Below are 21,339 nucleotides of genomic sequence, written 5' to 3' on the forward strand. Positions count from 1 at the left end.
CTTCTCATTGGTGTAATTTCACAAAAGGAAAACATAACTATAATATGAAACTATCATTTCTTACTATTTTGTTGTTTACTGGGATTCTTCATCAGGGACTTGCACAAAAAATGATTAAAGGTACCGTAACTGATCCAACTGATACTCCTTTACCAGGAGCCTCAGTACTTATTCAAGGAACAACTACAGGGACACTAACCGATTTTGATGGAATTTTTGAAATCAAAGCCAAAGAAGGAGCAATTATCGAGATAAGCTATGTCGGTTTTGAAACAGCAAACTTCGCTGTAACTAAAGAAGATGAATACACCATTCAGCTCAATGAAGAGATTGATCAGTTGGATCAGGTAATTGTTGTGGGATATGGAACACAGCGTAAAGCTATTTTGACCAGTTCCGTTTCTTCTGTGGATGGAGATGATCTGGCAGCAGAACCTGTACTCAATCCTTTGCAAGCACTTCAAGGAAATGCCGCAGGAGTTCAGATTACTTCTTCCGATGCTCCTGGTCAAGCTCCTAATGTTATTATTAGAGGATTAGGAACCATTCAAGGAGGAAGAGAACCGTTGTATGTCGTAGATGGTATTCTTACCAATAATATTAATAACATAAACTCTTCTGACATCGAACGTATTGATGTATTGAAGGATGCGGCTTCACTGGCAATTTACGGTAACAGAGGTGCTAATGGTGTGATTATGGTAACTACCAAAAAGGGGAGGTCTGGTAAAATGAAAATTAACTTTGATTCGTTTACAGGTTTTCGGGACATAGTAACCAGAGTAGAAATGGCAGATGCATCCTCATTTGTAACTTTTAGTAATGAAGCAAGGAGAAGAGATCTGCGTAGAGATGGTGACCCTAATAATGATAATGATACTACTGGATTTCTTTTAGCGAATCAACAGTATAATACCAACTGGCTGGATGAGATTATAAGACAAGGGTTAATTACGAACCATAATCTCTCTTTGTCTGGCGGAACGGATAACATACGATCTTTTTTTAGTATGGGTTTCAACAAAGAAGAAGGAATTTTATTAGGTAATGACTTTGATCGTTTGACTCTTAGATCCAACACAGATTATAGGATCAGTGATTCATTTACGTTCTCTAATAATGTAAGCGTTCAATTAGCAAATGCAACGCCAAAGAGTTTTAATGCATTTACCAATGCGTACAAACAAGCTCCAATTATTCCGGTTAGAGATGAGAATGGAAATTTTGGCACATCCAAAGGATTAAATAATGTATCCAATCCGGTTAAAGATTTATTTTTTCAGGATGAAGATCAAAAGTTTTTTAAAATACAAGGAACCTTTAAGCTAGATTACCAAATCTTAGAATCTTTAACAGCTACTTCTCGTTTTTCTATTGAAAATGAACAAGCCAGATTTTATCAATTTGTTGATATTTTAGGACTATTTCTTGCAGATGACCCTACATTGACAGAATTGGACTTCTTTCGTGAAGATGAAGATCGACCCCAAACAATTTTAAGAGTAGAACAATCGAATATTTATCGCTGGTTTTGGGATAACTATATAACTTTTGAAAAACGTTTTGCTGAAATTCACGGAATCAAGGCAACCTTGGGTATCACAGCCGAAGAAGGTAAACGCGAATTTCTGGTTGGTACACGAGTAAATGTACCCTCCGATCGTAATCTTCGATTTAACTTAGATACCGGGGATGCAGACGACCGTCAAACTTCAGGAGGTTCTTTCAACGATGGTTTAGGTAAATTATTCTCTTATATCGCTAGAATTAATTATGACTATAAGGATAAGTACCTACTAAATGGTTCTTATCGAAGAGATGGCTCCAGTAATTTTACGAAAGGAAAACGTTTTGGAGATTTTTTCGCACTAAGCGCCGGTTGGGTAGTTAGCGAAGAAAGTTTTATGGAGAATAGCATTTTCGATGTGCTCAAATTTAGAGCGAGTTACGGAGAACTCGGAAATCAAAATGTACCCCAGAATATTCTTAATGTAACCACTGGCGATGGAGGGTTTTATCCTTTTGGTCCGGACGGAGAACTACAACAAGGTATCACCATTACCGGAACTATCGATGAGGAATTGACCTGGGAAACAACTAATGAAATCGATTTTGGGGTTGAATATTCGGTTTTTAACCGTCGCTTAACCGGAGAGATGGATTATTATAAAAGAACAAATACAAATGCAATTTTGCAAATTCAACTTCCCGACGTTTTTGGATTTGATCCTTTTAATTCTCACGTTGGAGAGGTAGTTAATGAAGGGTTTGAAGCTGTTATCAATTGGTCTGATGCTATTGGGGAACTTCGATATACATTAAGTTCAAATTTTACCTATAACCAAAACGAATTAACAAAAGTTACCAATCCGTTTTTTAATGAACAGGATGGGGGAAGTATTGATAATGGTCAATTTACCAAGCGAGTTACTGTGGGGAGACCTTTAGGAAGTTTCTTTCTATATGATGTTATCGGAATTGACGATCGCGGAGAATTAGTGTACGATGATGTCAATAATAACGGTATTGTAGATGAGGGAGATAGAAAATATTTTGGTTCCTATATACCTAAAATAGTAATTGGATCAAGTCTCAGTGTGGATTATAAGAATTTTGATTTTTCAATCGAGACGCTCGCCAATCTTGGTAACGAAGTGTACAATGGTAAAAAAGCACAGCGATTCGGAAATGAAAACATAGAACAACAGGTTTTTAATAGAAGATGGACATCTGGTAGACCAAGTAATACAGATCCGATTGCTTCTAATGATGTTCCTCTGTCTTCAACATATTTCCTCGAATCCGGTGATTTCTTCAGAATCAATAATATTACTTTAGGATATACCATACCAGAGGACGCTTCAGGTCCATTTTCTAAAATCAGAGTATATGGAACAGCCAGGAACCCAATAATCTTTCAAAAATTTTCAGGATTTACTCCTGAGTTAGTTGGAGATCCATTAGGTACTGCCGGAATCGAATTAAACGCATATCCGTCTTTACGATCTTTTTATGTAGGTCTGAATGTATCATTTTAAATCTAGGTTTATGAATGCAACTATAAAAAATGAAATTATTATAACATTACTCACGACCATACTGTTTATCAGTTTCGTAGGTTGTAGTGAAGATTATCTTGATGTTCCTTCTAATCAGGAAACAGAAGAAGCGATTACTCCGGAAAAAGCAACCGAGCTGGTAAACGCAGTGTATAACATTTTTCTTCAATTTTCGATGAGTTCTTTTTCCTGGAATGGTGTTTCAAGTATTACATCGGATGATGCGGATAAAGGAAGTGATCCAGGAGACACCGGAGCAGATAAGAATTTATTGGATGCACTTACATTTGATGCTACCTCTCTTTCTTTTAACGAAGTCTGGGAAGCACATTATGATGGTATTCAAAGAGCCAATCAGGCTTTAAATCGATTGAAGGATTTTGAGATTGAAGATTCGTTGAAAGATAGACTGATAGGAGAAGCTACCTTTCTTCGGGCTCTAATGTATTTTAGACTGGTAAAGACCTTTGGAGGTGTTCCCTTAATCCAAGATGTACCTGACATTAATGCCGATCCAACAACATTGTTACAAAGAGCATCCAGAGAAGAAACGTTTGCCTTTATAGAAGAGGATCTTCTAAATGCAATAGAATTATTACCCGAAAAGAGCCAATACAACATTTCAGAATTAGGCAGAGCGACAAAAGGTGCCGCAAAAGCCCTCTTGGCCAAAGTGAGTATGTATCAGAATAAATGGCAAACAGTACTTACGTTAACCAACGAAATTATTAGCTCAGGAGAATATGGTCTCACACCAAATTATGAAGATATCTGGAAAGCAGAAGAGGAAAATAATCAAGAATCCATTTTTGAAATACAAGGAAGAGGAGAACTTCCGGCTGCTGGTATATTAGAATATAGCGTAAGTCAAGGTGCTAGAGGTCTTGGCGGTTGGGGTTGGGGATTCAATACACCTACTCAGGATCTTGCTAATGCCTATGAACCAGGTGATCTAAGAAGAGATGCCACCATTATTTTTAGAGGAGAAACTTTATTTGATGGTAGAGAAGTACCAAATACTGTAGTGAATCCAAGGTATAATCAAAAGGCATATTCCAGCAGGTTTACAGCAGTTTCTCAAAGCGATAAAAATATACGAGTCCTTCGATATGCAGAAGTCCTGTTAATGAACGCTGAAGCAGCTACTCAGATAGGTGGTGATGCGCTTACGCCATTAAATTTGGTTAGAAATCGAGCTGGGCTTTCTAGTCTTAGTTCAGTAGATCAAATGGCAGTTTGGAGAGAAAGACGTCTGGAGTTGGCATTTGAACACGACCGCTATTTTGATTTGGTCCGTCAAGGGCGAGCGGGAGCTGTTATGAGAGCTCATGGTAAACCATTTATCGATGGAAAACATGAAGTATTTCCTATACCGCAACAGCAAATCAATATCAGCGGGGGATTATTAATCCAAAATAACGGGTATTAAAAATTGTGTTATAGCAAAACACCGAATTGTAAAAAATTGCATAAGAATAATATTATGAATGAATTACAGAAAAGATATAGAAATATGATCGGGATAGGTATAATGATGGGGATGGGATTACTTTTATTTCAAAATTGTACGGTAGAGGATACCTCGCCACCACCTCCTGATGTTGCTCCAATTGTAGAGGAAGAAAATCAGGTGCCAGAGATTCCTTTTGAACAATTATTAGATCTGGTGCAAGAACGTACCTTCAGCTATTTTTGGGATTTTGCGGAACCAGATAGTGGTCTGGCAAGGGAGCGATCACAGAACGGTCCGGATTCTAAATTGATAACCATCGGAGGATCTGGATTTGGAATTGCGTGTTTCCCGGCTGCGGTAAATCGAGGTTGGATAACCAGAGATGAAGCCATACAACGTATGCAAAAGATTTTAACGTTTCTGGAGAATGCAGAGACGTATCACGGTGTCTATTCACATTGGTATTCGGGAGATAGCGGTCAGACAATTCCGTTTAGTACTTTAGATGATGGCGGTGATATTGTAGAAACGGCTTTTTTGATACAGGGGCTTTTGATTGCTAGACAGTTCTTCACGGAAGACACAGTAGATGAAGGGAATATTCGAAGTAGAATTAGAGCTATTTGGGAAAACGTAGAATGGGATTGGCACGAGAGAGGACAAAACGTAATTACCTGGCATTGGTCAGAAAATTTTGGTTTTGATCTTAATTTACAAGTCCAAGGGTGGAATGAAGCCTTGATAGTGTATGTCCTTGGAGCAGCCTCGCCTACGCACCCGATTACAAAAGAAACCTATGATAATGGTTGGGCTCGAAATGGTGAGATGACTAATAATAAATCCTTTTTAGGGGTGGTTTTACCTTTGGGCGAAGACCTTGGAGGACCTTTATTCTTCTCTCATTACTCCTTTATTGGCTTGGATCCAAGAAATCTACGTGACCAATATGCTGATTATTTTAGTCAAAACAGAGCACATTCTTTAATCAACTACAATTATTGTGTAGAGAACCCTCAGGGATTTAGAGGGTATAGCAGAGATAGCTGGGGACTAACTGCCAGTGACGAACCAGGCGGCTATGGGGTACATAGTCCTACAGAAGATAATGGAACAATTACTCCAACCGCAGCGTTGTCTGCATTTCCATTCACTCCAGAACAATCCAGACAGGCATTAGAGCATTTCTATTATAAGAAAAATGACCAATTATGGGGAGAATATGGTTTCTATGATGCGTTTAATGAATCGGCCGAGTGGGTTTCTGATGGATATTTGGCAATTGACCAAGGACCCATTATAGCAATGATAGAAAATTATCGAACGCAATTGCTCTGGAATTTGTTTATGAGCGATTCTGATGTGCAGGAAGGATTGACCAAATTAGGATTTACCTTTTGATTTAAAAAGATGAATAGAAATTCAAAAAAAATAGTTTTGACAAGGATCTCATTCGGAATCATAGTAGTCTTTACTTTACTGAGTTGTCAGAAAAATCAGGAGAAATCCTTACAAAACGATCAGAATCTCTTGATCGATAAAAAAGTGGATTCAATAATGAATTTAATGACGCTGCAAGAAAAAATAGGACAAACCGTATTATATTCCAGCACAGAGGATGTTACGGGTCCTGTCTTAGATAAGAATTATCAAACCTATTTAAAAAATGGACAGATAGGTGCAATTTTTAATGCGATGGGATCTGCTTTTACCAGAAAACTCCAGGAAATAGCTGTTGAAGAAACACGACTAGGCATCCCCCTTATCTTCGGATACGATGTTATTCACGGACACAAAACAATTTTTCCAATTCCTCTGGCAGAATCTTCTAGCTGGGATTTGGAACTTATGAAGAAAACGGCCAGAACGGCTGCATTAGAGGCTTCTGCAGAAGGACTTCATTGGACTTTTGCACCAATGGTAGATATAGCAAGGGATCCCCGATGGGGAAGAATAGCAGAAGGCGCAGGAGAAGATACCTATCTTGGATCTTTGATAGCCAAGGCTAGAGTAGAAGGTTTTCAAGGTGATAATCTAGGAGAAAGGCACACAATTATGGCCTGTGCAAAGCACTTTGCCGCCTACGGTGCAGCGCAGGCGGGTAGAGATTATCATACGGTGGATATCTCTCTAAACACTTTACATAACGTCTATTTACCACCTTTTAAATCATCTGTAGATGCGGGAGTGGCAACTTTTATGACATCATTTAACGAACTTAATGGAGTACCTGCCACTGGTAATTCTTATTTGTTACAAGATATCCTTAGAGATCAATGGAATTTTGACGGCTTCGTAGTTACAGATTATACTTCTATCAATGAAATGGTGCACCATGGTTATGCAGAGAATTTGGAAAAGGCAGGAGAAATGGCTTTGAACGCAGGAGTAGATATGGACTTGCAAGGTGGAGTGTATAAAAATCATTTAGAAAATTCAATTAATCAGAAACACGTGGATATCCAAAAATTGGATAGAGCAGTACGATATATTCTGAGAATGAAGTTTGAACTGGGCCTTTTTGATGACCCATATAAGTATTGCGATGAACAAAAAGAAAAAGAAATAATCCTTCATCCGGATCATTTACAATTAGCAAGAGAAGCTGCCCGAAAATCTATGGTATTATTGAAGAATAAAGAGCAGGTTTTACCCGTAGAAAAAGAAAGTAAAATTGCTTTGATTGGTCCTTTAGCAGCTGATGAATTCCACATTATTGGAAACTGGTCAGCCAAAGGAGATCGAGAAGGAACAGCGGTTAGTGTTAAAGAAGCCTTTGAGGAAAAGGGGATTAGTTTTACATATACTAAAGGTTGTGAAATTGACGGAAATGAAGTGGATTTTTCTGAAGCAATAACCATTGCAAAATCTTCTGATGTAGTAGTGATGGTTATGGGTGAATCAGAACGAATGAGTGGAGAAGCTGCTAGTCGTACTTCGATTCAACTCCCTGGACAGCAACGTGCGTTAATCAAAGCTATCAAAAAAACAGGAAAACCCATCATTTTGGTATTGTATAACGGAAGACCTCTGGATTTATCCTGGGAAAACGAGCAAGTACAAGGAATTATAGAAGCGTGGTTTCCGGGAACAAGTGGAGGATTTGGCGTAGTCGATGTTTTATTTGGTGATTATAACCCTTCCGGAAAATTGACCGTGACCTTTCCTAGAAATATAGGACAGATACCGATTCACTATAATATGAAAAATACTGGACGTCCCGCAGATATTCCGGGAGCAAATGAACGCTACGTTTCTAAGTATATTGATGTAGAAAATTCACCCTTATTTCCCTTTGGATACGGACTTAGTTATACATCTTTTGCGTACACTAAGCCAGAGCTAAGTGCTAAAACATTGAATACAAGCGATAGTCTCAAAATTACAACTAAAGTTACAAATACCGGTAATTATGATGGAGAAGAGATTATACAATTATATATAAAGGATCGTTTTGGAAGTATCACTCGTCCTGTTAAAGAATTAAAAGGTTTTCAGAAAGTATTTATTAAAAAAGGAGAGACCAAGACCGTTACCTTTTCAATCACTGCAGATGATCTCAAATTTTATAACAATGATCTGAAATATGTAAATGAAGAAGGAGATTATGATGTGTTTGTCGCCGGTAATTCTGATCATAAATTTACTAATTCATTTAGCTTACAATTGAAATAAATCTCTTAAGACCAAACTGAAACAGAAAATATCTAAAAATCAGAAATTATGAAAAAAATAGTATTTTTTATCGTGTTTATAGCTCATTACGCAGTTGCGCAATGTGTGGCTCCATTAATTACAGATTTTGAGTGTGACCCTCCGTCTCAGGCATTGCCAGCAACTGTTGTTGCTATTACTAATAATTTTAGCGGTGGGATCAATACGAGTCCTACAATTGGTCAGTATACGGACGATGGAACACAAGGATTTGATGCATTAGTCATAAATTATGGTGCTCCCATAGATTTATCAACGAACAATGTTCTTCAGTTCAAAATCTATACTCCCACTTCTATTCAGGTATTAGCAAAGATTGAAGGGGGAATGAATCCCGTAGAAATTTATTCCGATTTTTCACAGGTGAACACCTGGGAAGAATTTACATTTGATTTTAGTGCATCTGCCGGTGATGGACACACTACGCTTGTTTTATTCTTCAATCCTACAGTTACTACCGGAACTCAAAATGATCTATACTATTTTGACGATTTGGGATGGGTAAGTCAGAACATACTGGATACACCTGAATTTGTTAAAAACTCGAGACTAATAGCTTATAGTCCTTCGCCTGATGAATTGGTAATTCAATCTGATGATGGAGTTGATAAGATTTCTTTATTTACACTAACCGGAGCATTGGCTGCTGTAAAATCAGTATCTCGCCAAAAAGAAACTAGGTTAGATGTCTCTGACTTGACACCTGGAATTTATTTTGCCAAAGTTCAAATGGAAGGTATTGAAGAGAAATTAAAAGTCTTAATACAATAAGACGGAAGAGTAACTTTCTCCAAGAAAAGTTCTATCAAAAATTAAATATCATGAAAGCATCAAACCCTATTTTTTTTCTAATTATTATCGCATTATGGAATTTATCTTGCGAGAGAGAAATACCGACTTTTCCAACCATAAATTATGTTCCCTGCGATGATATTAATGTGGTAGCGGATCCAAATATAGTAACGGATTTTGAATGCCAGTCGAATGTAATCATCGAAAATATTGAGGTTGTCCGTAATCCTCTGGAAACTGGTATCAATACTAGTAGATTTGTAGGAAAATATCTTGACGGTATAGCGGCTGATGATGCGTTAACGTTTAATTTTTCCGGAATCGATCTGTCCACCAATGGAGTGTTTAAAATGATTATTAAATCCTCGGTAGCAGCAGAAGTTAAAGTAATACTTTCTGGAGGGAGCTCTGATCCTATTGAAGCGATTACTGTACTAAATGGCGAAAATACGTGGGCAGTTTATGAATTTAATTTTAGTAATGAGGATTCTGGCGATTATTCAATGGTACGTATTTTCTTTAATGAAGGAATCACCAGCGACGGAACTGATTTATTTTATTTGGATAATCTGGTTTTTGATGTTTCTGTCTTTGCTCCAGACCCTTGTGAAGGCGTCACTGAAGATCCCTCAGTGATCAATGATTTTGACTGTCAGGAAAATTATGAATTCGGTACTCCTGATGAACCGGTGGTTGAAAAAATTCCAAATCCTGATCCATCAGGTAGTAATACAAGTACATTTGTGGGCTCTTATATTGATAACGGTCAGGAACCTTTTGATGCCTTGATTATTGAATTTGGGCAGCCGATAGATTTATCATTAACTCCACAATTCAGTATTCAGGTTTGGGCACCTATGCAAGGTAATATTATTGCTAAGTTAGAAGGAGGGACAGCTATAGAAAGATCCGTTCAGGTACAGAATGTTAGAGAATGGCAACAGCATACTTTTGATTTTTCGGATGCTCTTAATGCTGGTAATACAACCTTAGTGCTGTTTTTTAACGCAGGTGCTACAAACGGAACTACGGAAGATGTATATTATATTGATGATTTAAAATTTATAAATATTCCTGATCCTTGTGAGGGTGTAGTACCAGATCTTTCCATTATTAGCGATTTTGAATGTCAGCAAAACGTGATGCTCGGTCTGGACCCGATGGTAGACGCTGCACCCGTGGTGGATAATCCAGAAATGGATCCACAAAATTCTAGTGTTTCTGTTGGACAGTATACAGATGATGGTACGGATCGTTTTGATGCACTCATCATCAATTTTGAAGACCCTATCGATCTTTCAGTCAATTCTGTATTTAATATCAAAGTGTATTCCGAAAGACAAATGCCACTCACTGCAAAACTAGAAGGCGGTACTCCGGTAGAGCTTTCCACAACGGTCGACGTCATTAACGAATGGAAAAATTATACCTTTGATTTTGGAGGAGCAATTGGTAATGGAAATACACAATTGACTATATTTTTTAATGCAGGTCAGGCAGATGGGACAACTACAGATATTTATTATATTGACGACCTTCGTTTTACCTCGCAGGAATGTCCGGTAGAGCAATTAGATTGCAGTACCGTCATGACAGACCTAAGCATTATTAACGATTTTGATTGTCAGCAAAATATGCAAATAGGTTTAACAGCACAATCGGTGCCCGTAGTTGCCAACCCTAATATCAGTTGTGAAAACCGAAGCCCAAATGTAGGTGAGTATATTGCCAATGGTACTGAAGCTTTTGATGCTCTGATTACCGATTTTGGGACAGCGATAGACTTGAGTGTAGAGAATCAGTTACAATTAAAAATATTGACTGAGAGAGCTGTGCCACTCGTAGCGAAAATCGAAGGTGGCACCCAGCCTTTCGAAACACCACCGATAACCATCGATACGGTAGGAGAGTGGGCCACTTATACCTTTGACTTATCTCCTGGAGCAGGAAATGGAAATACTACACTGGTACTTTTCTTCAATTTTGCTCAAGCAGATGGAACCACAACAGATCTGTATTATTTGGATGATATTCGATTTGTAGCACCTTAAACTTTTCAATATTTTAGATTGTTTTTTGTTAGAAAACGCAGTACTTATGAAGTTACTGCGTTTTTTTATGGCGTTCAAAACTTTGATGTTTTTATAAACTGTTATTGAAAATCAATGGATAAATGGGGAAAAGTAGACTTTTTTGAGATGTATTTTATACGGTAACTCAAAACAACAGAAAGGTAGATTGACTAAATCGATAAGATAGAAATCTTAAGGATCATTTCTTGGAAAATGAAGCAACTGTAAAACCTAGTGAGAATATATCTTTATAAAGAGTATGTGCTGAAGATAAAAATTGGATGGATAGATTTGACCACGCTAGGGCGGAAATCCAACTATTATGCGACGATATTTTAAATCTGGATAAAAACCTAACTTCAAGAGAAATAAGATTAATTCAGCAATTAAAAACTTGTAAACTATTCTTAAAGGTCGAAAGGTACAAAATAGATCAAGAATCAGGGATCAACTATGCTAATGAGAAAATTAATTTCTTATGTCCCGAAATTGAAGAGTTTTTGTTTGTAACTGAAAAATGTATAAAGGAATATGAAGCAAAATTTAATTTTGACGTTGTAGCTCACAAATGTTTTTCTTGCAAAATATTAGGCATTTCAGGTATTGGCAGTTGATGCAAAATGGCCTAAATTATACTTGTAAATATATAATTTAGGCCAAATATCTTTGTAGTTAAATAACTATTTCAGTGTTAAAAACTTAAATGTTCAATGAGCTATAATCACTTAGTAACAATAAGCTTCTCGTTTTTTTGGTAATCTTGAGTCTGAAAGCTTATAATATACAATCCGTTGTTTAAACGAGAGGTTTCTAGATTTTTTAAAGACACTGTGTTCCTACCAGAATCCATCATCCCCAAATCTTCTTTGAAAATGATTTTACCTGTGAGATCATAAATTTTAATAAATGACTCAGAGGGTGATTCTAAAGATATTTCCATCTTTAAATCGGCTAAGTTAGCGCTTGATACAGGATTAGGAAATACTTTTAAAGAATTTAGCAGCGTTACTCCAGAGGTTTTATTGCTTCCAAGACCCGGAATAATAAATTCTTCCCAACTTCTCAAAGCCGTTCGATTGCATCTCATGGATCGATTACCTCTTTCGTGGCTTACGTAACGACCGTTACTTCCCTGGATTCCATATAAGTCACCTCCCAGCGAAACCAATGTAAATTCTTCTGTACTTCCAATGCTGGTTCGATTACAAGTTAGCTGGTTCTCGGTATTTTGAATACTTACATATCTTCCGTTATTCCCCCTTATGGCATAGGTATTTCCACCTCTGGGAACAAATTCAAAAGTCTCCCAGGTTCCCACCACCGTTCTGTTGGCAATCATAGGATTTACACCATTCTCGCTGCTTACATAACGATTAATAGTTCTGGCTCTGATTGTTGTGGTAATATTATTTTGATTACCACCCCCAATAACAGTATCATAATCGTTGTATTTAGTAAAGAAAGATGGATCTAAGCGGTATTGTAACCCAAAGAGCATAGTAGCAAAATCTACTCCTTGAACTGCATTTGCTCTCCAATTTACGTCCTCTTTACTATAACGCCATAAAATTCTCGTTCCAGAACTATTAGGAAGTCGATATATACCTCTTCCTGATCTGAATAGGTTGACAAGATCATTTCCTATCTCATTACCTTCATCTATTGGTAAATATCCTGAAATAATATGTGGAGATACAATTTTGGTCCAGTTTTCTTCATCATCATTATAGATACTATTGGCGCGATAGCCATTAATATCATTAGCATCTCCGGCACCTGTACCCCATTCATAACTTAGTCTGGGAATCGGATTAGCATAAAAATCTTCGGATACAAATCGCCACCAGTTTTTATCAGCATTTTTAGCATCCCGCATAGCATTTATAAATGGTGTGTTGGTGGAAAATCCGTTAATAAGGAAATAATTGAACTGTACTATAAAACTGGGAAGAAATCGACCCGGACTATCAGTTAAGGTGGTGTGTTGAAATGTGGCATTATTTGGGTTTGTATACACTGCTGTTGCTGTAGGCAGATTATTTGTATTGGTATAAAAATTATTCCATAAGTCTTTAGAAACTTGACCACCAAACTGATTGGCAATATTTGCTACAATCATATATTCGTTAAACGTACTGGTTTCTGATCCGGCTATTCCGAACCCGGAAGCGTTCGTTTCCCTATAAATTGTTCCAGCACCTGCACTAGCAATAGATCTATCCCAATTTACTCCATTTACCATTTCATCTGCCATTTGGGCGATATAATCTCGTTGTTGTGCAGAAGGTCTGTTGGCTATAGAAGGATCAAGGAAGTAATTTTTTGCGAATAATGCACCTGATACTAATATGGCAGTATCGATAGTACTATATTCAGATTCCCATGCACGCGCTCCGGTAGATAGATCGAAGAAATGTCTGGCAAAACCACTTGCATCTCTATCCAAAGTAAAACCAGCAGTTCTTCCTGTCATAGTTTCCAGTGTTTTGATGAGCTTACCAATCGCATCAGTGTCATAATTATTTTTATGTGCGATGCAAAGCGATACCAGTCCCATACCTACAGAAGCAGTAGAGCCCGGATGATAATCATCGTTACTGTTAAGCAGTTTTGAATCTCGATACGTACCATTGCTCAAGCGTAAAGAGCGAAAAACTTCATAAGAATTTCTACCCAATTGTCCCAAAGATCGATTGTTGTCAACAGAATACCCTCGCGCTCTGTTAAATGTGATGTCATCAAAAAAGAAACTATTGGTATTAGCGGCTTCATTAAAACCAAAAAACAACACCAATGTGTCGTAACCAGCTCCGGTAGGAGCATTACTAAAATCAAAAGCATAGGTCGTCCAGACTCCGGAATTGCTTATAAAACCTCTACGTTCTAATGCTTGTCCGGTAGCAGAATTTTCGAGTTTGGCTACAATACGGGTAAAAGCATCATTGCCTCCGTTAATTTGTTGCAAGATCTTTATCTGTAATTCGTTAAAGGTGTTGAGGTCCAAGAAACCTCCTGGGATACTTGTAGTTAGAAATGCAAAAGGAGCATTTTCTTTTATAAATCGACCAGATCGGGCACTAGTATTTTCTCCGGATGGGTTGGGGTTTACTACGTTGGCAAAAGTACCATTAAAATTGTTCCAGGTTTGGTTACCATTTTCAAAATTTTCCAAAGTTTGCGAATAAACTCCTAGATTAAAGAAGAACATCGCAAAAAATAAGATGTAAGTTTTCATTTTTTTGTGTGTTAAATAAGTTTTGTTCTCAAAGAATTTTTAAATTGTTAAGGCTAAGTTACTTACTACACCTTGTGTTTTGAATGATGTAACAAACTTGAAAATCTTTTAATTTATAATAAGCTGTATATCAGTTTATTATATGAAATTAAACTAAATAATTACGCTAAAATTTAACGTATTGCTGTAGTATTGATGTATGCGTTATTAGTGATATTTATATGCAAAATTTGAGTATTTCGTAAGGAATATGTTATAATTTTGTGTTATTGTGAGGGATTATTGTTCTTCGCGACATTTGTAATCAATTCTTGTCTTTGAAAATTGATAAAAATGACATTCCGAACACTGGATCTAAGTTTTTAACTTATTTGGGGTTTTCAGACAGCTTTTGTTTATTGGTTAATGTGAATGTATATTTTGGTTCGTATTTTTTCTAGGTTATATATGTTTTATGAAATCAAAGGTAGCTTTGTAGATAGTAATTAGGATTCTAGTACATAATTTATAATCATCAAGAAAGACATAAAATTGTGGTGCGAAAAATGCTCGGTTGATGCTGTTGCCGAATCCCCCGGATACGCAAAAACCCGCCATTTGGCGGGATTGAAGTGGAGTCGGAGAGGGCTGAAGCGATCAGGAAATGTCCTGTGGACATTTACAGCGAAAGAGCCAGCTGGCGCGTATGCCGAATCCCCCGAAAACACAAAATCCTGCCTTATGGCAGGATTGAAGTGGAGTCGGAGGGATTCGAACCCTCGTCCAAACAAGTAATACAATAGCTTTCTACACGCTTAGTTTTTGTTTAATTTTCGTCGATATGAAAGACCAAAAACCGCCAACGTATCGCTTATTCTCAATTAAATTTCGAAACTATATCAAGATCCTATAGTCTCTAGGTTTACTTTTACGATACCTCATAATCAATCGCCGCAAACCAAGGCTGTTGAGAGGTATCCTGCTTTCCGACCTAGTCGGACGAGGCGTAATCTTACTAAAATTCAGATTATGCAGCTAGGGCGTAGTTATTCTCGCCGTTTAAAAAAGGTGAAATATGATATTTACGAGCTATATCCCAGCGCTCGACGTGCTTACCACTCTATTAATCTCGCTGTCAAAACCAGTCGACCCCGAGTTTTAATTCATAATTCTGTATTCAGAATTATGGTGGGCAAAGATAATCATATTTGTCATATCTTAGCCGCGCTTTTACATAAACAAAATATATACCAAAACTATATGACAACATTCGGAATTATCAAAGAGCGTAAAAACCCGCCAGATCGTCGGGTAGTCTTCTCACCAAAAGGCCTTAGTGACACAGTGTCTCGGTTTCCCGAGGCTTCTTTTAAAGTAGAAAGCTCTGATATACGGATTTTTAGTGATGAAGATTATAAAGCTGCAGGCTTCGAGGTTTCTGAAGATCTTTCTGATTGTGAAGTATTATTGGGTGTAAAAGAAGTCCCGATCGAAGCATTAATTCCGAATAAGAAATATTTTTTCTTTTCACATACTATCAAAAAACAACCATATAACCGAAAATTGTTAAAAGCAATTCTTGATAAAAATATTGAATTATACGATCACGAAGTTATTGTAAACCAAAAAGGTTTTAGACTTATTGGTTTTGGTCGATATGCCGGAATTGTGGGTGCATATAACGGTTTTAGAGCTTTTGGGCTAAAAAATAACAGTTTTCAGCTTCCTAAAGCAGAGACCTTACCTGATCAAAATGCATTAGAATTAGAACTGTCCAAGATCGATTTACCAAACATTAAGATTGTACTTACCGGAAGAGGTAAAGTAGGAGGTGGAGCTAAAGAAATTTTGGATGCTATGAAAATCAAAGAAGTCTCTGTGGATGAGTATCTAAATACTACTTTTGAGGAACCGGTATATACCCAAATCGATGTGCTGGACTATAACAAACGAAAAGATGGGAAGGTTTTAGATAAAAACGATTTCTATAAGAACCCAGAGGAGTATGTTAGTGATTTTATGAGATTTGCTAAAGTTAGTGATCTGTATATCGCTGGTCATTTTTTTGGAGATGGAGCTCCTTTTATTTACACGCGTGAAGATGCAAAATCAGCAGACTTCAATATCAGTGTAGTAGCAGATGTTTCTTGTGATATTGATGGTCCTGTTGCTACTACTATAAGACCTTCAACTATTGCAGATCCTATTTATGGATATCACCCGGATAGAGAAGAAGAGGTGGATTTTAAAGATTCTGAAGCGGTTGCAGTGATGGCAGTGGATAATTTACCTTGCGAATTACCTAAAGATGCCAGTGAAGGTTTTGGAGACATGTTTTTAGAACACGTAATCCCTGCATTTTTTAATAATGATGTAAATGGAGTTTTAGAACGAGCAAGAATGACTCAAGATGGTAAGTTAACACCCAGATACGCTTATTTACAAGAGTATGTAGACGGAAAGGAATAGTTTTATACAACACAAATTATATTAAAAAATGACTACTCAAGAGCTTGTTGATCAAATATGGAAAAAGAAATCTTTTTTATGCGTAGGCCTGGATGTGGACCTCAATAAAATTCCTAAATATCTATTAGATACAGAAGATCCAATTTTTGAGTTTAATAAAAAAATTATTGACGCTACTCACCATCTGGCAGTAGCGTATAAACCTAATACAGCCTTTTATGAAGCTTATGGACTAAAAGGATGGAAATCTCTGGAAAAGACCATTGAGTATTTAAATACGAATTACCCTGAAGTATTTACCATTGCAGATGCCAAACGAGGCGATATTGGTAATACCAGTGCGATGTATGCCAAAGCGTTTTTTGAAGACCTCGAGTTCGATTCGGTTACTGTAGCTCCTTACATGGGTAAGGATTCTATAGAACCATTTTTGGCGTTCCAAGGAAAACATACCATTATGCTGGCACTTACTTCTAATCAAGGAGCTTTTGATTTTCAAACTAAAAATGTGGAAGGAAGAGAGTTGTATAAACAAGTACTAGAGACATCTAAAGGTTGGCAGAATTCTGAAAACCTGATGTATGTAGTAGGTGCTACCAAAGCAGAATTTCTAGCTGATATCAGAAATATTATTCCTGATAGTTTTTTACTGGTACCTGGAGTTGGCGCTCAAGGCGGAAACCTGCAAGATGTTTGCAAATATGGGATTAATGACCAGATTGGATTATTAATCAACTCATCAAGAGGAATTATATATGCTTCAGATGGATTAGATTTTGATACAGTTGCGGGAGAAAAAGCAAAAGAGCTTCAGCAACAAATGCAAGAGATACTAGAGGCTAAAAAATAAAAAAGGAAATCAAATTTACATTCAATTTCCTTTTTCTTTCAATCAACAACATCGAAGAAATAAACCTCGATGAGGGATTAAAAAATTAACGTCTATTGGCTTTAAAAACTTGTTTTGCATATCCAACAAGTCCATAAGTGATAAAAAACACTAAAAACGCCATTAAACCATAAATAACAATGTTAAGTAATACTGAATCCATAGCCCCAAGATTTTAAATTAATACTTCCTACAAGATAAGAAGTTTTTGTAGGAATTCCTAATTTTAAAAGTTTAATTATTAAGGGTTTATGAATTATTTATGATAACTGAATCGATTTAAAAATTCTCTTAGAAAAAAGGTATGCTGTATATAGATCAATTAGGAAGAGAAATCAGGTTAACCAAGCAGCCTAAAAGGATCATATCTTTAGTTCCCTCACAAACAGAACTCTTAGTAGATTTGGGTTTATCGGATCGTATAGTTGGAGTGACCAAGTTTTGTGTACACCCTGATACTATTAGAAAAGAGAGGAGTGTAGTTGGAGGAACTAAAAATGTACATCTAGATAAAATCAAAGAATTACAACCGGATATTATTCTATGTAACAAGGAAGAAAATACCAAAGAAATTGTTGAAGAATTACAAAAGACTTATCCTGTCTATGTTTCTGATATAAGTACTATAGAAGAATCTTTAGAATTAATCGGTCAATATGGAGAAATTTTTGAAAAAGTGAATCAGGCGCGTGCATTAATATCCGAAATCAGATCAGAATTACATAGTTTTTTAGAGTTTACAAAAGATAAACCCAGGAAAAAAGTAGCCTATTTTATTTGGCGTAAACCTTGGATGCTAGCAGGTAATGGAACTTTTATCGATCACTTGTTAACGACGAATGGCTTTGTAAATATATACGGGCATATGAATAGATACCCTGAAATTTCTGAAAAAGAATTAGAAAATTTGAAAGATCTTGATCTTATTTTATTATCATCAGAACCATTCCCTTTTTCTGAAAATCATATAAATGAAATTAAGATACTTAGACCTGATGCCGAAGTAATTTTGGTTGACGGTGAGTTTTTTTCGTGGTATGGATCAAGACTTTCCAAAGCGTTTACTTATTTTAAAACGCTGCACTAAGAAGTGTTGAACAATACATTAAATACTGTTAATCGTTGTTACGGTGAATAAATAGTGACTATATTTACAGAGGAAAAGCATATGTTAAATTATACTATATATAATCATTCAGAGAATACTCATTGGGTAACCTTTGTACACGGAGCAGGTGGTAGTTCTTCTATTTGGTTTAAACAAGTTAGAGAATTTCGAAAACATTATAATGTATTATTGTTGGATTTGAGAGGGCATGGTAATTCTAAACCTGCCATTAAAGATGCTTTTAGTTCTAAGTATACATTTGATTCGATTACAGACGATATTATAGAAGTAATAGATAAAGAGCAAATAAAATCATCACATTTTATAGGAATTTCTCTTGGTACTATTTTGATCAGAAACCTAGCTGAAAAATATCCCGATCGGGTAGATAGTATGATTATGGGCGGCGCTATTATGAAACTAAACCTTAGGTCACAGGTATTAATGAGATTGGGAGTGGTATTTAAGTCGGTAATTCCTTATATGTTTTTATATAAGTTCTTTGCTTTTATTATTATGCCTAAAAAAAATCATAAGCAATCCAGGTTGCTTTTTGCCAATGAAGCTAAAAAACTATATCAAAAAGAATTTGTAAGGTGGTTTAGGCTAACCTCAGAAATTAATCCTTTGCTTCGTTTTTTTAGAGATAAGGATATCAAAATACCTACGCTTTATGTTATGGGCGAAGAGGATTATTTGTTTTTACCCTCGATCAAAAAAGTCGTCTCTATCCACGAATTTTCTAATCTTTTCGTAGTAAAGAATTCAGGGCACGTGGTAAACGTAGAACAGCCTGAGGTTTTTAATGAAGAGTCACTGGCATTTTTACATCAATATTCGATTTGATATTGATTATGCCTGATGTTCTATGTTTTTAATTTCGATTAAAATTTTATTTGCTTCCGCATGCAAAAGATCACTCTTTGCCTTATCCTTGATAGCAAGATTATAAGCGTTTTTCATTAATCTACAGTACCGCTTTTGTAGTTTTTGAAGATCAGTTATATCCTTAGATTTAGACCATTAAAACATTTTTCTTTTTCTTTTTCACAAAAGTATTAGATGTGATTCAATTAGGTTCTTAAGAGGTAGTTAAGGTTGTCTAATAGTATACTAAAAAAGGATAGTGTGATTTAAAATCATACTATCCTTTTTATTGCTAATTCAATACTGTTATGTTTTTAGTACCCGTCGTTCTGTGGTAAGAGGTTTGGATTTACGTTTATTTCTCTTTGTGGGATAGGTAGTACCAATCGACTATCATCGAAAGATAATGCTCCGATAGGGACTTCTAATCGTTTAAAATCGTGTAATTTGTGTCCTTCAAAAGCTAATTCTTTTAACCTTTCCAGAATGATATCCACATAGGTTAGATCAGATAGTAAAAAGGCATTTGATCTAAATCTTACCAGATTGACATCATTGATTGGATCTGTTCCTATCGCAGTGCCAAGAATGAAATTAGACTCAGCACGAATCAAATGCATCTCTGGTAACCTAATAAAAGGAATGTTTGCATTTCCCAAAATCCATTTATAAGAAGCTATACCAGATCCGGTTTCAGAATCAACGTAAAAATAACTTGCCCTCAAGTCGTTAAAATCATCAAATATTCCAAAAAATGCATCCTCGATAGAGATATCAGGATTACCTGGTCTTCCACCGAATCTGTCTGTAGCCCAAAATGTATTCATACTATTTGCTCCGTCAGAGTCTGTTACTTGCCACGCAAAAATATCTTCTGTAGAGTTGTCATCATTATTGTAAGCATCGTCAAGATTTTCTGTGATCAAGAATCTTCCTGATTGTATCACTTCATTCGATAAATCTCGTGCCGCTTCATAATTACCTATCTGTAATTGTATTCTTGCTAATAATGCTTTGGCTGCATTGGTAGAAGCAAAAACTCCATTGGTTTCAGGTAGTAGAACAATCGCATCTTCTAAATCATTGATTACAAATTCATATACTTCGCCAATTGTATTTCTAGATGGATAGGTAACATCCTCCAATGTAATAATCGGAGTTCTAATAATAGGAACGCCTGGTTCTCCATCATTAATTCTATTATTATTGTGTTTAGAGAAAAATCGTACTAAATCAAAATAGGTAACTGCTCTTAAAAACTTTGCCTGACCCTCGACAGAATTTCTGCGATCAAGATTTTCAAAAACATCTAAGTTATCCAGGACAATATTCGCTTGGTTACTGATGTCATATCCATTTAGCCATAAGTTAGCTACAAAAGTATTATCTGTATTAATCACTTTATTGTTAAACTCACCTGGATCAGTAAATGTTCCGTTCCATTTTAGTTCTTGATCATTTGCTAGTAATTCGGCAATTGTATATAGCTGGCCACCATAACTTGCTGCCTGTCCCGCTTGTGCATATGCGCCAATAAGAATATTAGTTACTTTTTCTGGAGTGTCAAAAGCATCCTCAGTAGTTAATGATTGGCTAGGATCAATATCTAATTTATTTTCACAACTTACCGAAAGTATCGAAAGGGTGAATACTAGTATTATTTTTATATATGTTTTCATAATTTTTTACTTTAAGGTTGAAGTAT

14 protein-coding genes and 1 other RNA gene are annotated in these 21,339 nt (G+C 36.2%); 11 read left to right on the forward strand and 4 right to left on the reverse strand.

Features of this window, described 5'->3' with window-relative positions:
• The first annotated feature begins 44 nt into the window (after positions 1-44).
• The 7 genes from ACFSR1_RS21505 (at position 45) to ACFSR1_RS21535 (ending at position 11,701) form a co-directional block, all read left to right on the forward strand.
• Positions 45-3,038, forward strand: coding sequence for a SusC/RagA family TonB-linked outer membrane protein (locus ACFSR1_RS21505; RefSeq protein ID WP_378295091.1), 2,994 nt, complete (start codon positions 45-47; stop codon positions 3,036-3,038).
• Positions 3,039-3,048: 10 nt separating this feature from the next.
• Positions 3,049-4,488 (forward strand): RagB/SusD family nutrient uptake outer membrane protein, encoded by a 1,440-nt coding sequence (locus ACFSR1_RS21510; protein WP_378295092.1) that lies wholly within the window; start codon positions 3,049-3,051, stop codon positions 4,486-4,488.
• A 54-nt stretch (positions 4,489-4,542) separates the two neighbouring features.
• A complete protein-coding gene (locus ACFSR1_RS21515) occupies positions 4,543-5,910 on the forward strand; it encodes a glucoamylase family protein (RefSeq protein ID WP_378295093.1) in 1,368 nt (455 codons plus the stop codon).
• A 9-nt stretch (positions 5,911-5,919) separates the two neighbouring features.
• Positions 5,920-8,184, forward strand: coding sequence for a beta-glucosidase BglX (gene bglX, locus ACFSR1_RS21520; RefSeq protein WP_378295094.1), 2,265 nt, complete (start codon positions 5,920-5,922; stop codon positions 8,182-8,184).
• Positions 8,185-8,232: 48 nt separating this feature from the next.
• On the forward strand, positions 8,233-8,994 hold the full coding sequence (locus ACFSR1_RS21525; protein WP_378295095.1) for a T9SS type A sorting domain-containing protein: 762 nt from the start codon (positions 8,233-8,235) through the stop codon (positions 8,992-8,994).
• A gap of 50 nt (positions 8,995-9,044) precedes the next feature.
• Positions 9,045-11,066 carry a hypothetical protein gene (locus ACFSR1_RS21530; protein WP_378295096.1) on the forward strand — a complete coding sequence of 674 codons (2,022 nt, stop codon included), beginning with the start codon at positions 9,045-9,047 and terminating at the stop codon, positions 11,064-11,066.
• A gap of 302 nt (positions 11,067-11,368) precedes the next feature.
• Positions 11,369-11,701: a hypothetical protein gene (locus ACFSR1_RS21535; RefSeq protein ID WP_378295097.1), complete on the forward strand. Its 333-nt coding sequence runs from the start codon at positions 11,369-11,371 to the stop codon at positions 11,699-11,701.
• Between the two features lie 107 nt (positions 11,702-11,808).
• Here the strand turns inward: ACFSR1_RS21535 and ACFSR1_RS21540 are convergent, their stop codons facing one another.
• Both ACFSR1_RS21540 and ssrA read right to left on the reverse strand, forming a co-directional pair.
• Complete coding sequence (locus ACFSR1_RS21540; protein WP_378295098.1) at positions 11,809-14,322, reverse strand: T9SS type A sorting domain-containing protein; 2,514 nt, start codon at positions 14,320-14,322, stop codon at positions 11,809-11,811.
• 732 nt (positions 14,323-15,054) lie between these two features.
• Positions 15,055-15,454: a transfer-messenger RNA gene (ssrA, locus tag ACFSR1_RS21545) on the reverse strand.
• 107 nt (positions 15,455-15,561) lie between these two features.
• Here ssrA and ACFSR1_RS21550 point away from each other — a divergent pair.
• The 4 genes from ACFSR1_RS21550 to ACFSR1_RS21565 all read left to right on the forward strand — a co-directional run bounded on the left by ACFSR1_RS21550 (position 15,562) and on the right by ACFSR1_RS21565 (position 19,613).
• A complete protein-coding gene (locus ACFSR1_RS21550; protein ID WP_378295099.1) occupies positions 15,562-16,770 on the forward strand; it encodes an NAD(P)-dependent oxidoreductase in 1,209 nt (402 codons plus the stop codon).
• Positions 16,771-16,798: 28 nt separating this feature from the next.
• Positions 16,799-17,620, forward strand: coding sequence for an orotidine-5'-phosphate decarboxylase (pyrF, locus tag ACFSR1_RS21555; RefSeq protein WP_378295100.1), 822 nt, complete (start codon positions 16,799-16,801; stop codon positions 17,618-17,620).
• Between the two features lie 343 nt (positions 17,621-17,963).
• On the forward strand, positions 17,964-18,746 hold the full coding sequence (locus tag ACFSR1_RS21560; protein ID WP_378295101.1) for an ABC transporter substrate-binding protein: 783 nt from the start codon (positions 17,964-17,966) through the stop codon (positions 18,744-18,746).
• An 81-nt stretch (positions 18,747-18,827) separates the two neighbouring features.
• A complete protein-coding gene (locus ACFSR1_RS21565) occupies positions 18,828-19,613 on the forward strand; it encodes an alpha/beta fold hydrolase (RefSeq protein ID WP_378295102.1) in 786 nt (261 codons plus the stop codon).
• Between the two features lie 6 nt (positions 19,614-19,619).
• On the opposite strand, the gene ACFSR1_RS21570 is transcribed toward ACFSR1_RS21565, so the two are convergent.
• Positions 19,620-19,772 (reverse strand): Lacal_2735 family protein, encoded by a 153-nt coding sequence (locus ACFSR1_RS21570; protein ID WP_378295427.1) that lies wholly within the window; start codon positions 19,770-19,772, stop codon positions 19,620-19,622.
• Between the two features lie 176 nt (positions 19,773-19,948).
• Positions 19,949-21,313: a RagB/SusD family nutrient uptake outer membrane protein gene (locus ACFSR1_RS21575; RefSeq protein ID WP_378295103.1), complete on the reverse strand. Its 1,365-nt coding sequence runs from the start codon at positions 21,311-21,313 to the stop codon at positions 19,949-19,951.
• Positions 21,314-21,339 lie beyond the last annotated feature (26 nt).

Source organism: Aquimarina rubra (assembly GCF_042684305.1).
GTDB classification, from domain to species: Bacteria; Bacteroidota; Bacteroidia; order Flavobacteriales; family Flavobacteriaceae; genus Aquimarina; species Aquimarina rubra.